The sequence below is a fragment of the Bacteroides caecicola genome (assembly GCF_023337095.1).
In the GTDB taxonomy this organism is placed as follows: Bacteria; Bacteroidota; Bacteroidia; order Bacteroidales; family Bacteroidaceae; genus Phocaeicola; species Phocaeicola gallinarum.
This window is the reverse complement of the sequence record NZ_JAMBLM010000005.1, coordinates 216,517-230,685: the sequence shown is the minus strand read 5'-3', so window position 1 is coordinate 230,685 and position 14,169 is coordinate 216,517. Positions and strand designations below refer to the sequence as shown.

At 42.8% G+C, this 14,169-nt stretch carries 17 protein-coding genes; 7 read left to right on the top strand and 10 right to left on the bottom strand.

Features of this window, described 5'->3' with window-relative positions; translation table 11 throughout:
- Positions 1-2 precede the first annotated feature (2 nt).
- Genes M3085_RS07130 through M3085_RS07110 form a run of 5 tightly spaced genes read left to right on the top strand, consistent with a single transcriptional unit; the run spans position 3 to position 5,172 of the window.
- The gene (locus M3085_RS07130; protein WP_249052633.1) at positions 3-545 is read left to right on the top strand and encodes a hypothetical protein; all 543 of its coding nucleotides are present in this window, start codon (positions 3-5) and stop codon (positions 543-545) included.
- Positions 546-562: 17 nt separating this feature from the next.
- Entirely contained in the window at positions 563-1,504 is a 942-nt protein-coding gene (locus M3085_RS07125; protein ID WP_249052632.1) for a DUF4268 domain-containing protein, read from the top strand.
- A gap of 2 nt (positions 1,505-1,506) precedes the next feature.
- On the top strand, positions 1,507-3,057 hold the full coding sequence (locus tag M3085_RS07120; protein WP_249052631.1) for a type I restriction-modification system subunit M: 1,551 nt from the start codon (positions 1,507-1,509) through the stop codon (positions 3,055-3,057).
- Positions 3,058-3,109: 52 nt separating this feature from the next.
- Positions 3,110-4,048 carry an ORF6N domain-containing protein gene (locus tag M3085_RS07115; protein ID WP_249052630.1) on the top strand — a complete coding sequence of 313 codons (939 nt, stop codon included), beginning with the start codon at positions 3,110-3,112 and terminating at the stop codon, positions 4,046-4,048.
- A 5-nt stretch (positions 4,049-4,053) separates the two neighbouring features.
- Positions 4,054-5,172, top strand: a complete 1,119-nt coding sequence (locus M3085_RS07110) for a restriction endonuclease subunit S (protein ID WP_249052629.1) — start codon at positions 4,054-4,056, stop codon at positions 5,170-5,172.
- Here M3085_RS07110 and M3085_RS07105 read toward each other — a convergent pair.
- Positions 5,165-5,677 (bottom strand): restriction endonuclease subunit S, encoded by a 513-nt coding sequence (locus tag M3085_RS07105; RefSeq protein ID WP_249052627.1) that lies wholly within the window; start codon positions 5,675-5,677, stop codon positions 5,165-5,167. The genes M3085_RS07110 and M3085_RS07105 overlap by 8 nt on opposite strands.
- Positions 5,678-5,759: 82 nt before the next feature.
- On the opposite strand from M3085_RS07105, the gene M3085_RS07100 reads away from it, so the two are divergent.
- Positions 5,760-6,347, top strand: a complete 588-nt coding sequence (locus tag M3085_RS07100; RefSeq protein ID WP_227035149.1) for a restriction endonuclease subunit S — start codon at positions 5,760-5,762, stop codon at positions 6,345-6,347.
- On the opposite strand, the gene M3085_RS07095 is transcribed toward M3085_RS07100, so the two are convergent.
- Positions 6,340-7,542: a restriction endonuclease subunit S gene (locus tag M3085_RS07095; RefSeq protein ID WP_249052625.1), complete on the bottom strand. Its 1,203-nt coding sequence runs from the start codon at positions 7,540-7,542 to the stop codon at positions 6,340-6,342. The two genes, M3085_RS07100 and M3085_RS07095, sit on opposite strands and share 8 nt — an antisense overlap.
- A gap of 39 nt (positions 7,543-7,581) precedes the next feature.
- Between M3085_RS07095 and M3085_RS07090 the strand changes: the two genes are divergently transcribed.
- Positions 7,582-8,508: a tyrosine-type recombinase/integrase gene (locus tag M3085_RS07090; RefSeq protein WP_217051308.1), complete on the top strand. Its 927-nt coding sequence runs from the start codon at positions 7,582-7,584 to the stop codon at positions 8,506-8,508.
- A gap of 15 nt (positions 8,509-8,523) precedes the next feature.
- On the opposite strand, the gene M3085_RS07085 is transcribed toward M3085_RS07090, so the two are convergent.
- From M3085_RS07085 to M3085_RS07050, 8 genes are all read right to left on the bottom strand, one after another.
- A complete protein-coding gene (locus M3085_RS07085) occupies positions 8,524-9,057 on the bottom strand; it encodes a hypothetical protein (protein WP_249052623.1) in 534 nt (177 codons plus the stop codon).
- Between the two features lie 23 nt (positions 9,058-9,080).
- Positions 9,081-10,340 carry a relaxase/mobilization nuclease domain-containing protein gene (locus M3085_RS07080; RefSeq protein WP_249052622.1) on the bottom strand — a complete coding sequence of 420 codons (1,260 nt, stop codon included), beginning with the start codon at positions 10,338-10,340 and terminating at the stop codon, positions 9,081-9,083.
- Positions 10,337-10,786, bottom strand: a complete 450-nt coding sequence (locus M3085_RS07075) for a plasmid mobilization protein (protein ID WP_249052621.1) — start codon at positions 10,784-10,786, stop codon at positions 10,337-10,339. The genes M3085_RS07080 and M3085_RS07075 overlap by 4 nt, the downstream gene beginning before the upstream one ends.
- 292 nt (positions 10,787-11,078) lie before the next feature.
- Positions 11,079-11,489: a hypothetical protein gene (locus tag M3085_RS07070; protein ID WP_249052620.1), complete on the bottom strand. Its 411-nt coding sequence runs from the start codon at positions 11,487-11,489 to the stop codon at positions 11,079-11,081.
- 279 nt (positions 11,490-11,768) lie between these two features.
- Positions 11,769-12,260 (bottom strand): hypothetical protein, encoded by a 492-nt coding sequence (locus M3085_RS07065; protein WP_177609150.1) that lies wholly within the window; start codon positions 12,258-12,260, stop codon positions 11,769-11,771.
- Positions 12,261-12,287: 27 nt separating this feature from the next.
- Entirely contained in the window at positions 12,288-12,620 is a 333-nt protein-coding gene (locus tag M3085_RS07060) for a helix-turn-helix domain-containing protein (RefSeq protein WP_177609148.1), read from the bottom strand.
- 190 nt (positions 12,621-12,810) lie between these two features.
- Entirely contained in the window at positions 12,811-13,389 is a 579-nt protein-coding gene (locus M3085_RS07055) for a hypothetical protein (protein ID WP_249052667.1), read from the bottom strand.
- Between the two features lie 16 nt (positions 13,390-13,405).
- Positions 13,406-14,164: a DUF5045 domain-containing protein gene (locus M3085_RS07050; protein ID WP_249052619.1), complete on the bottom strand. Its 759-nt coding sequence runs from the start codon at positions 14,162-14,164 to the stop codon at positions 13,406-13,408.
- Positions 14,165-14,169 lie beyond the last annotated feature (5 nt).

Below are 14,169 nucleotides of genomic sequence, written 5' to 3'. Positions count from 1 at the left end.
TTATGGACGAAAATGTTTTTCTTGTAAAGTGGTATGGCCCATTTGCTACTTCAGAGGAAGAAAGATTATGGGAAAAAGAACAATCATTCAAGTGCTCTTTATATTTACTACATGGCAAATTAAAATACGCAAAGTCACGTGAAGTCTATTATTGCGGGGAATCCACACGGAACGTATATAAAAGACTTTGTGATAAAGGGCACCATATCGCCGAGATAAAAGAGCGTTTGAACTCAATTTATGTAGGTCGTATATCCAACATCAAACATCCTACAAGAAGCCAAATAATGTTAGTAGAAAAGACTATTACAGCATATTTGGCTGAAGAGCTTGGAGAGCAGAATCTACTTAATGCAACAAATTTCTATTATTCAAGCCAAAATGTATATGTAATTAACGAGTGGTGGAAAATAGATGGTGTATCCATGTGGGCACGTCAACCCATAAATGCACCATCCCATATTGTGCCAGATGTAATATGCTCTCATTGTACGGAGAACAAAGATATAGAGCTGTATGGTTGTAAGAAAATGAAACGGTTGTAACCAATAAAATCTCAACAATGAAGTTAGGCAAATTAGAACAAGTAACAGACCTCCGCTCTGTTTGGAAGCACGAAGCTAAGGATTTCACTCCTTGGCTGGCCAAAGAAGAAAATTTAGAGATTCTTAGTGAAGCGGTGGGCATAGATATAGTTGTCGAAGAACAGGAATCCAATGTAGGCGATTTTAGTGTTGACCTGTACGCTACAGAGGAAGGGACAGGGCGGCGAATTATCATAGAGAACCAACTGGAAGAAACTAATCACGACCATTTGGGTAAGATTATTACGTATGCTTCGGGTAAAGATGCGGAGGTGATTATTTGGATTGTCAAGAAAGCACGTGACGAGCATAAACAAGCCATAGAATGGCTGAATCAACATACAGATGACAAATTTGAGTTTTTCCTAATAGAGATTGAATTATGGAAAATCAACGATTCTGAACCAGCTCCTAAGTTCAATATCGTAGAACGCCCCAATAATTGGGCAAAGGCTATGAAAAAGACTGCTGGACTTTCGGAAACTGAAAGTCTGCAACTCGCTTTTTGGGAACAATTCAACAATGAAGCTCCCAAATATTCTGCTTTTATGAAGAATTTCAAATTACGAAAGCCGCAAGCTCAACATTGGTATGACCTTGGGATGGGGTCATCCGCATATCATCTTTGCATGACATTGAATACTAAAAATAACAGTCTATCTGCAGGATTGTATGTTCACGAAGACAAAGAAATTATTGCAAAATTCAAGGCTAATGAAGAACTTGTCGCCAAGATTTTAGGTATATCAGACCAAAATGAAATCGAATGGCGTTTGAATGATAACAAAAAGTCAAGTCGTTTCTTAGTCCTTCATTCTATGGGAGATATGAATGACAAAGATAATTGGAATAGAGGCTGTGCATGGCTTTGTGACATGTGCATAAGAATAAAACAAGTAGTTAAAGAGATACTAAAATAGATATGAGTGAAGAATTACAACAGAAACTCCGTGACCAACTTTGGGAAGTGGCCAATAAGTTGCGCGGTAATATGTCGGCCAGTGATTTCATGTATTTCACTTTGGGCTTCATCTTCTACAAATACCTTTCGGAGAAGATAGAGGCATACGCCAACAATGCTTTGGTGGATGATGAAGTGTCATTCAAAGAATTGTGGACTATGGAGGGCGAGGATGCCGCCGAACTGCAAGAGGAACTGAAGAAGCAATGCTTGGAGGGTGTCGGCTACTTTATCGAACCGACTTACCTTTTTTCATCGGTAATAGACCGAATAAAGAAGAAAGAGAATATATTGCCCATTCTTGAACGCTCGTTGAAGCGCATCGAGGATAGCACATTGGGACATGACAGTGAGGAAGATTTTGGAGGTCTGTTCTCTGATATTGACCTCGCTTCACCGAAATTAGGCAAGACGGCTGATGACAAAAATACCCTCGTCAGCAATGTATTGTTGGCTTTGGACGATATAAAGTTTGGTGTGGAGGCATCGGAAGAAATAGACATTCTTGGCGATGCCTACGAGTATATGATTGGCCAGTTCGCTGCTGGAGCCGGAAAGAAAGCCGGGGAGTTCTATACTCCGCAAGAGGTCAGTCAGATATTGGCAGAAATCGTGTCTATCGGTCATGCGCGGCTTCGCAATGTGTACGACCCGACTTGCGGTAGCGGCTCGTTGCTTCTTCGTGCGGCGAAGGCCGGTCACGCGGTGGATATTTACGGACAAGAGAAGAATCCGACCACTTACAACCTTGCCCGGATGAATATGCTGCTGCACGGCATCAAGTTCAGCAACTTCAAGATTGAGAACGGTGATACATTAGAATGGGATGCCTTTGGCGATACGCAGTTTGACGCGGTTGTGGCAAATCCTCCTTTCTCCGCAGAATGGAGTGCCGCAGACAAGTTCAATAACGATGACCGTTTTAGCAAGGCCGGACGGCTCGCGCCGAAGAAAACAGCCGACTACGCCTTTATCCTCCACATGATTTACCACTTGAATGAGGGTGGCACGATGGCTTGCGTAGCTCCGCATGGTGTATTGTTCCGTGGCAATGCAGAGGGTGTAATCCGCCGTTTCCTCATAGAGAAGAAGAACTATATAGATGCTATTATCGGTTTGCCAGCCAACATCTTCTATGGTACAAGCATACCAACCTGCATCCTTGTGATGAAGAAATGCCGTAAGGAGGATGATAACATCTTGTTTATTGACGCAAGCAAGGAGTTTGAAAAGGTCAAGACCCAAAACAAGCTGCGTCCGCAACATATTCAGAAAATTGTCGAAACCTATCGTGACCGTAAGGAAATAGAAAAGTACAGTCACCTTGCCACGCTGCAAGAGGTAGCCGACAACGACTATAACCTGAATATCCCTCGTTATGTTGATACGTTTGAGGAAGAAGAACCGATTGACATCAAGGCAGTAATGGCGGAAATCAAAGAATTAGAGGCTAAACGTGCCGAGTTGGATAAGGAGATTGACGTATATCTGAAAGAGTTGGGAATTGTATAATTCTGAATGTGTAATTTGAAGTCGCAAATTGCGACATCAAGGTTTATAAGCTATGGCGAAAGACAGGGAAAAGATAGAGGGTAAGGCAAGCGAACAGGTCGCAAATTGCGGCCAGTTACCAGAGGTTATTGACATAAAGCCGATGATTCGGGTAATCAGAGGCCAACAAGTCATAATTGACAGGGATTTGGCTCTGTTATACGGTGTGGAAACCAGAGTGTTGAACCAAGCTGTAAAACGAAACAGTGAGCGATTCCCAGATGACTTCATGTTTCAACTCAGCAAAGAGGACGTTGAAATCTTGAAATCACAAAATGTGACTTCAAGTTGGGGCGGCGACAGAAGATTGCCTTACGCATTTACAGAACAAGGTATTGCCATGCTTAGCTCTGTCTTGAAATCACAAACTGCCGTAGATGTGAATATCCGCATTATGCGAGCCTTTGTGTCCATGCGCCGTTTCATTGCCACTAATGCTCAACTGTTCCAGCGGCTTGAAACGATAGAATACCATCAACTGGAAATGAAACAGCATCAAGAGGTAACGGACAAGCGCATTGACGAGGTTTTCAAGCGACTTGACGCAAACATTCCACCCATACAAGGCATATTCTATGATGGACAAGTGTTTGATGCTTACCGTTTCGTGTCTGATTTGATACGAAAGGCCAAACGTTCAATCGTGCTTATTGATAACTATGTGGATGACACCGTGCTTACCTTGCTTGACAAGAGGGAGAACGGAGTGACGGCAACCATCTACACACAACGTATCAGTAGCCAGTTTCAGTTGGATGTTGACCGTCACAACGCCCAATATCCACTCATAGAGATAAAGCTATTTAATAAAGCGCATGACCGCTTCTTGCTTGTGGACGATGAGGTTTACCACATAGGAGCATCCATCAAAGATTTGGGTAAAAAGTGGTTTGGCTTTACCCTGATGCGTGACATCACGGCAACCGAACTTATCAACAAAATTAAAGAGTAATGACTATGGCAGACAATAAAGATAAGAAAGTCCTTAATGTTCCGGCTTTGCGATTCCCGGAGTTTACGGGAGAATGGAAATCTGTCCATTTAGAAGATGTGGCAGAGTTTCAGAAAAAGCGGATTTCATCAGACTTGCTAAACAATAACAATTATATTTCGACCGAAAATATATTGCAGAATTTTGAAGGCATACAGTATTCTTCCTCTATACCAACAAATACGAATGTAATAGAATATCAGAAAGGAGATATTTTACTATCTAACATACGTCCTTATTTGAAAAAAGTTTGGTTTTCAGATAGAAAAGGTGGATGTAGTGCAGACGTTTTTGTTTTACGAGGAGATAAATGCGACCAGCATTTCTTATACTATGTCATAGCATCAGATAGGTTTATCAATTATGTCATGAGTGGCGTAAAAGGAGTAAAGATGCCACGTGGAGATAAAAGCCAAATGAAAAAGTATGCTTTTTCCATTCCTACAAATACAGAACAAAGGAAAATTGCAAAATTCCTATCAATGTTAGATGAACGTATTAAGTTGCAGAACAAAATCATTGAGAAACTTGAAACCTTAATTAAGGGGATTCGCAATAATATAATGTCCAAAATCAAAGGAGATTGTATTACTTTACAAGATATTGCAGATATATATCAGCCACAAACAATTGCTTCAACGGACTTAACTGAAGATGGGTATCTTGTATATGGTGCAAATGGAATTATAGGCAAATACCATTCATTCAATCATGAAAAAGAACAAATCTGTATCACGTGCCGTGGTAATACTTGTGGTACGGTAAACTTTACAGAGCCAAAATCATGGATAACGGGAAATGCTATGGTTATAAATACAGATAATTATGCTAAAAATGTAAATAAGCAATATTTATTCCACTATCTTTCGTCCATAAATTTTAATAGTATTATATCTGGGTCTGGACAGCCACAGATTGTTCGTCAACCACTGGCTAAACTTAAACTCATTCTCCCAGTACTAATAATCCAAAATCGTATTGCTGAGTGTTTAGATGCTATGTTTGCCAAAATGAAGAATGAACAGTCTTTCTTGCAAATACTTCAGATACAGAAATCATGTTTGTTGTCACAAATGTTTATATAAACATCTGTGACAACAAGAATTGTCGCATATCTTTATAACAATTGTGAATATGGATTTCAGTTATTAGTTTAGATTTTAGTATGAGGATTTTATTGGATATGTCCTTTTGTATTTTGATGCTTGGAATTATAATAGGCATTTCTGCCAATGTTGCCAATACAATATAAGGCGTATTGCTTGTGCTTTTCTCAAGAGCTATGCGTTTATGGAGATAGGCTTCAAGATAAATCTGAATATAGTGTATATCTTCAATGAAATTACTTAAAACGTATGTTCTTTGATAGGCATTAAACTTTCCCTTGTAATAATGAATGTAGCCTAAATTTGCACCATTCCCTGATACTAACAATGCTTCTGTGTCAAAAGCGAAACTGTCAATTCTATACACGTCTTCTGCACAAGTAAAGAAAGGGTATAGACCTTCTGATTTCATTGCATTTGCATCTAATTTGCCTGTTGTAATGGTACAAAGTTCCCCAAGTTTTTTCTTTGTTGTATTCTGCAATTTGTTGTTCAAAACATAATCACGAATCCCCTTAATATGGTTATGAAAATCCTTAATTCAGGCGATTATTTATAAGGAAAAGATGGATGGGATAAGCAAGGGTACGTGGCAAAGAATAGCCCTTTGTAAAGTTTTGCAAGAACGGAATGAGAAGAATGTTAATGGAAGAACTATTTGTTCTGTGTCTGTCAGTCTGGGTGTTGTAAATCAGGTTGAGTATCTTGGACGTTCTTTTGCTGCGAAACAGACGAGCCATTATAATATTGTCAAATATGGCGATATTGTTTACACGAAAAGTCCGACAGGTAATTTCCCGTATGGCATAATAAAGCGTAGCAATATTAGAGAAGATGTAGCTGTTTCACCTTTGTATGGAGTTTATATTCCTGCAAGTGATAGTATTGGCGTATTTTTGCATTTTTATTTTATGCAACCAAGCAATGCCTTCAACTATCTTCATCCGCTCATACAAAAAGGTGCAAAGAACACTATAAACATAACCAATGGAAGATTTTTGGAAAATTCCGTTCCTCTTCCTATTTCAAGAAGTGAGACCAACACTATAGCTGGAATCTTAAAAACTATCCAAACAAAGATTGAGATAGAGAAGAATTTATTGCAATCATACACTAAAGAGAAAAAGTATCTGTTACGTCAGATGTTCATATAAACAACTGGCGTAATAGATAACACTTTTGCTTACAAAGCAATCTCATTATCAGTTTTTCAATAATTAGCTTGTCCGAATAGGCTTTGAGGATTGAGTATATTTTGCGTTGCTTTTCTATCATCGGAAAAGAAAAATGCTTTTTCATAAAGTCACTTTTCTGCAAATTAAAGCGTGTGCTGCCCTGCGCCAATGGGTACACAGCTTTTCTAAATGATTGTGATGAAACATAATAAGCCAAAAATGGAGGATATATCTTGGCTTCATCGGTTATATGAATACCAAAGCAAAAACTATTCAGATACAAAGGATAAGTTTCTCCCAAATACACTGCACCCATTCCAACTTCCTCTGGCGTTTCAGAAGATAACGTAAGAAGAATATCTCCATAATGAACAACAGACTGTTGTTCTGTTTCATTGATTTTTACCAACCCCACATCGGTTGAATCAATAATTTGATTCTGATAGACATTCATGTATGTTATGAACGGATAACCTTCACCAAAATCTTCTGCATTTTTTCCTGATAGCCCTGAATATGATTGCCCAAAGTCACTAAAAGACAGTGTGACTTGCTGTATTTCTCGTTCAATCAAGTTATCGCATATCGCCTGAATTAAGGATTCATATTTCTCAATGATTTTGTTCTGTGCCTCAATACGTTCATCAAACATAGATAACAATTTCACAATCTTCTGTTGTTCTTGCAAACATGGATTATAAGTCTTAATAGATTTAAGATTCTCTCCATATAAATGTACTACCGATACACCTTGTGCTAATTTGGCTATATCAATTTTCCGCTTGCCATTTAGCTGATAGGCCATAAACGCACCATCATCTTTGTGTAAGCGGATGATATTCAAATCACCTCCCAATAATATGTTATCAAATGGAATACACCGAGCGACAGCTATATCTATGGCTGTTTCGCCCGAACATGGAATAATTACATCATTTCGTTTACTACGTTTGAGATTTGATGATTCAATGTTCGTTTTGCTTATCACTTTACGGATGATTTCAGATTTATATTTGGTATAAAGTTCACCATACAAAATACAAGGCTCACCATCTTCCGATAATTGTTCTTTGGATATACCAACTCCTTTAGATAATTCCGCAATTTCATCTAACCGTTCTTCTTTCCACTCTCCACTGAACTCCGGGAATCTCAAAGCCGGAACATCGCACACTATATTTCTCTAATTATAAGAACCAATTATTTAGAAATCATGATTCATAAAACAGTTAGAGAAATTGCGACAGCTTGGAAAGAGTACAAGCGTCCTTATGTGAAGCAGTCCACGATGGCAGCTTATGTGTTAATCTTGGAGAACCATGTTCTTCCTTATTTCGGGGATGGTGATTCACTCCACGAGCAGGCGGTACAGGCTTTTGTCTTACAGAAGTTGGAACGTGGTTTGAGTGTCAAAACAATCAAGGACATTTTGATAGTCCTTAAAATGGTGATGAAGTTCGGGGTCAAAAACGAGTGGATGACCTATTACGAATGGGATATAAAGTACCCTACGACCTCCACCAGCAAGGAACTGGAAGTACTGTCTGTCGCCAATCACAGAAAGATTCTGAACTACATCCAAAGCCACTTCTCTTTTATGGGGCTGGGGATTTATATCAGCCTTGGTACCGGACTGCGCATCGGAGAAATTTGCGCATTGAAGTGGAGCGACATCAATGTAACGGACGGCACAATAACAGTAAGTCGCACCATAGAGCGCATTTATATCATTGAGGGAGAGAAAAAACATACTGAACTTATCATCAGCACGCCTAAAACCAAAAACTCCTGCCGCGAAATTCCGATGAGCAAGGAGTTGTTGGCCATGGTTAAACCATTGAAAAAAGTGGTCAATGAAGATTTTTATGTGCTTACCAATGATGAGCGTCCAACAGAGCCACGCACGTATCGTAACTATTACAATGGTTTGATGGTGAAGCTCGACATTCCCAAACTAAAATACCACGGTCTGCGTCATAGCTTCGCCACCCGTTGCATTGAAGCTGGGTGCGACTATAAAACAGTTAGCGTGTTGTTAGGCCATTCCAACATTTCAACCACGCTCAACCTATACGTCCATCCTAATATGGAACAAAAGAAACGTTGCATTACCAAAATGTTCAAATCATTGGGGAAATAAAGTAATCGTATTCTGTCATTTGCATATAGCCCATAAGATTACAGCAAGATAACTGACAGCCAAAGCTATTACCAAAAATATGAGCCAACGGTTGGAAAGCCAAATGCCTTCATTGCTTTGGAGGCGTTTGGCCATTTTATTGCTGTGCTTCTCCAGCAGTTCTTCTTCGGCTTTGATGTGTCGGACTGTGCATTGGTGTACTTTCTTCAGTTCATCGGTGTCGATTTGGGCACGGATGACTGTGTGCTGTTCCACCTTGACAATGGCACGGCTGATGCCATCCACAATGTTGTCGGCACTGTCCTTTGCCGCAACCAAGGCTTTGAAGGCAGTCCGTTCCCGTTGAACGGTATGCTTCAAGCTACCGTGTATGCCGTGCAGTTCTTCTTTGAGCGAATTGATTTCACTAAGCAGATTACGAAGTTCAATCAGTTGACAGTTGACTTCCTGAAGCAGTCCTTCAAGTTCCTGCTTGTCCTGTTCTAACTCATCTTCGGGTATATAATTGGCAAGCCTCTCACGGAGAGTCGCCGTATCGGGTTGTTTCATTGCATTGCTGTTTTTTATATTTGTCATTTACGCTTTATTCCGCCTTTGGGATGTCTGCCGATTCTGTTTGAAGCGGCCTGCGCACATCTTCGGGCAAATTCAATCTCGTCCTCTTTTGGGTCGCGTCCCCATTTCAAGTCTGACTGCGAACCGCCGCCACCTCCGCCTGATGTCACCTCGTATGGTGATGCTATAAGGGTGAAGTAAGCCATTGCCAAGTTCTGTAAGTCCTGCCAGTTGGCCAGTTCCCGGTAGTCGAACTCGTCATTGAAAAAGTCAAGCACCTTGTCCGGGAGATAACGCTTGTAGGTCTTGCCGTCATGCTCAAACTCCGTAGGCTGACGATTCGGTTTATAAGTGGTATAGTTCTCGAATATCAGGTTACTTTGGTATATAACAGGCTGTGGCTTTTGTTGCGTACCAATGGGAATGGACGGCTTCGATGTCGCTACAACAGGCTGTTTGGTTGCCGGACGGACTTGTTGCGCCTTACCTTGATGCAGTTTTTCCCATGTTTGCCTGATACGGGATGCAGTCAGGTTGCGCCCCTTTCCAAGTTCCGATGCCTTGAACTTCGTGTTGCCTTTGAGAAGCACATAACCACGTATGACATCTTTCTTGTCCTTGCGCAGATACAAGTCGTAGCCTTTGGCGGCAAGCCTTTCTTGGTAGCCGTCCCAAGACCACTTGTCAAGCTCGCGCAAGACTTCCATGCAGTCGGCACTGACTTTCGGGATGTTGGTTTCATGGATGTGCTGCGCCGTAGTCCATCCCCTTTGTCGGGCTATCATTTCAGCCGCCCGTTGTGCGCGCAGGTGTATGGCGTGGTCGTTGTTGATGTTCCCGTCCTCGTCCACACGGCTGACGATGGCATGAAGATGGGGTATGCCGCTGTCGGATTCCTCATGCAACCATACAGACGATTTGCTGCCCGATATGTTCGTCCGTGCGGAAACTATCTTGCCGTCCTTGTTGCGGATTTCCTGCATGTCGAAAGCGGCTGCGAAGTCCTGCCACAGTTTCCGCCAATCGTCCAAAGTGAATTTTTCGGTATGTTCCATCGCCGGGCTTATCTCTATTCGGATAGTATTGTTCCTGATATTCGGGTGGTTCATTGTGGCAAACTTCATTTCCGTAAAAATGCCTGTTGCATCCATGCCCTGCGGCATGAAGTTGTCACAGATACGGGTAATCCTTTCGGGATGCTTCTTGTTTCTCGACTCACCCGACACATACAGCATCGCCCTTATGCCGTGGGCTACGGCTTTTGCTTTGGCTATCATGCGCCGTCCTCCTTTGCATCTTCATTTGTTGTTCCTGCCGGATAATGGTTGGCCGTCTGCGCAGACTGCAAGAAGTCGGTGACACGGTTTGTGACAAATGCCACTTTCTCGTACCAGTCAAGCATGATAGGCTGCTGGCGGAAAAGGCGTATCTTCTCGTTGTCGGTCAGTCCGTGCAGGGCGTTGGCGAAGTTCACCATGTCAGTCCTGCAAGCCGCAAGTTGCCGCAATCCGTCCAAATCCTTGTCGGAAAGCCTTTGCCGTGGCTTGTAGCCGAGTGCCCTCGCACGGATGAAATTGCTGCGTGTCATGCCGCACTGGTCAGCGGTACTTTTGATTTGTGCAAGCTCCTGTTCCGTGACTTTGGTGACCACCACCTTGTCACGCCTTACAACAGGCTTCTCCTGCCCGGATTGCTGTTTGGAAGTATCTTCTTCGTATGCCATAAACAAAGTTCTTAGAATGGTTGTAAAAACGGTTTCTATAAAAGGGATGGTGCGAGCCTGCGAGCGGCACGGACAACGGTCTGCCAAGCCGTTGCGAGGGCGTCGTGGTAATACCGTCCGAAGGCGGTAATACCTCGGCATATCTCGCAACTGAACGCTACCGCTCCATGCCAATCCAACCCTCCGCTTGCCACAGCCAGTACAGACTGGTGCCAGTAGGAGTGCCGGAGAATGGAACAACAGAAAGCGTTTGTTTGTACTATACCGTTGTCGGCTCGGCTTCTGACGGCTCTTATTCTTCTCTCTGTTCGTGGATGGATGGGGCGGCTATGCGGCCATTCTCCGCTATTTCCCATTGCAGTAGGCACGGAAAGCTCATCACGGACGCTACCCTTGAACGGCAGGTGTCGATAAGCCCCATGCCCGTAAGCGTGGCAAGCAGGTTGCGTATGCGTTTCCTGCCCATGTTCCATTGCGATGAAAGCTGTTCCTCGGAATACTGCGCCTGACCTGCGGAAAGCATGAGCGGTCTGTGGAAGCCATTGGCAACACCGTCCGTTAAAGCCATCCTCGCCAACAGGTCGCCGAACAATGCGAAGTTGCCTATTTCCCTGCCGTTGTCATCGGTCGTTGTTCCGCACAGCCATTGCATCGCATGGTCGGAAAAACTGAAAGAGAATGATGCAATTCCTGACGGGTACATGAACCTGTATGTTTCCTTGTCCATAAAATCTATGACTTTATAAATGTGATACTGTTTTTATTTGAATGGAATGAAGCCATGCAGGTATCTGTATAGAAATACCGACTTGCTTTTTGTTGTACCCTGCACGGCTTGAAATAGTTGAATTGCGTATAAGTAGAAAGGTATTTGGTGAAAGCCACGCATCAGCCGGTCAATAAGCCCTGTTCCGAAATAAGGGAAGAAAATAAACTGCATGGACAGACACCTAACATACTCCTTTCCAGCTTTAGCACACGGTCACTTGTTTGCTCCGTTGCTGTTAGCGTTGCCCGAAAACGGTTGTCCGGGTGCAGGCCGCTTGTCAAGGCTCGACACGGCACGGCTGATATCCGTCGCGTTCACCGCAATGGAAAGCAATGCCTTGTTGACAGTTACCAACTGCCGCTTGTCGCAAAACTCCGCCACACGCTCCAGCAATCCGAACGCACGGTTCAACCGATGTCCCTGTATGTTGTCCGCTGTCAACCTGTCGTTGTCCGTGCCGCTGTTTAGATAGCGGTTGAGCGCAAGGCGGTCATCCGCCGAAATGCTTTCTGCCGTTGCCTTGCCGTCAGCGATGACTATGCTCACGCGCAGTGCATCCGCTTCGTAGATACCAACACTCTCCAAGAATGTGCGGATTGCCTGTACGTCCTTGCCGCTAACTTCACGCTTACGGCTCTCGTTCTTCTTTACGGTCGGAACAGACGAAGCTGCTTCGGACTGTTCCATGTTCTTGTTCATTTCCATAATACAGTTTTAATGTGAATAAAAAGTTCATTGTCTTTCGTTCATTTCCTGAATCTTGGCAGCCGCTTCCTCCTTGATTTCGTCAACTGACTTTGATTTTGCGCCATGCACCCATTCAATCAGTTTCTTTTTCTCAAAGAAAATGAGTTTGCCCGCAGGCTTGAAGTACGGCAGTTGGTTCAAGTGCGTCATCTTATATAGGGTGCTTTTGGCAATGCCGAGAAAGTTAGCCGCTTCCTCTAAGTTCAGTACTTCCTTGGCCGCATAGCAAAGGTTTTCCAGTCGGTTCACCCGTTCCTGAAGCTCAGCAATCTTGCGCTCCTGTTCGAGATTCATTTTTGATGTCTTGTTTTCTGTCATGATGTTGTATTTTATGAGTTTGTTAATCAATTTCGACCACAAATGTATATGGTTTGATTTGTAGAATTGCAAGTCAAATGATTGATTTATAATCATTTATCATATTGAAAATCAGCATTTTCCGCTCATTGTACAACTCTGAATATGTCGCTTTGTCCGGCTATGTAGCCATGCGGTATTTTTTGCCAACTTACTGATTGGACACACATTCAGCATTGCTGATAATGGCAGGTGGGTTGTACATTTGTCCAAGACAGTGTGCAACGGCAGAAATGCTATAGTGTACAAATGGCATAAAACAGATTTTAACAGACCTTTGGAATAAGCAACATAAGTCTGTGTGTGAGGCATTTGCTGTATCTTCCTGAAAATGCCCGTGTGATATAAATGGTTGATTGACAACATATTTATAAGAAATTGCTTGCTTTTCACGGGACAAAATCGTACCTTTGCAGAGGAAAGAGAAGTCCATGACTAGGGATGCCGGACTTGAAGCGTTCTTGATTTTATTTTCCTGTGGTTTTGTCCCGTTTTTGTCCCGTCCGGGATTTGTCTCACGGAATAATATCTTGCAAATAGTTGGTTTACAGAAGGTTGCAAGTGAAAGAAAGCGTAAAAATACGCTAACCACCAGTAACCACCAAAACGGCCCTTGTGAGCCTGTAAAGGTGGCATCCGTCAGAAACTCATTCGTCTGAAAAATCACATCATCAATCTCTTCCTCTAACAGATTGATGCCGAAGTCTGAAAGAATATCTCCACTTGCCATTTATATTGGTTTTATATTATCTGTTTACACTTTCATTTCCATCTCCGTCATCGCTTTCACTATCGTCTTGCGACCCGCGCACTGCTGACCGTGATTCATTCCAACGATTCAGGGCATTATTTACAATGCTTCTCTTGTCAATAGACTGATTCTCACTTACCGAAAGAAGATCTCTCGTTGCGTTGCGGTTACTCAACTGGACGAGGTATGTTACCAGTACATCATTCTGTTTGGAGACATCCGCATAGATTTGCAGATATTGCCTTTTTCGTTCTGCATTGGGCATATAGGCATCCTTTGTTGCTTTGATGGCGCATTGATATATATGGTAGAACTCGCTCCAACGTTCTTTCTCTTTTGGTGAGCCGCCTGTTATCAGTATGCGGTCTATGTTCTTTTGAAACTGCCGCATTTGGGATTCCACCTTGTCTTTTTCAGCAAGCCAGGCAAGATCCACTTGCCGGTCTGCCACATTCAAGGCTTCAATCTTGGCTCGGCTGGTCAATGCGGAGTCTATGGCTTCCGCTTCATTCACTTGCTGATAGGAAGCTACGCCTGCCGCCGTGCGGAATGTGAGTTTGTTCTTTGCGGCTGCCGTTTTCTTGTACCTGTTGTGTAGTAAGGTGTAATAAAGTTCCGGCGTAAGCGCACCGGCTCCGGTTTCTTCCACCATAATCTGGTTCATCTTGGGCGAATCGTGGTTATAAGTGACATATTGGGCATTAGCTCCGATAGCTACCGCCATTATCAATCCTGTTGTCAATATCCATTTCATATATT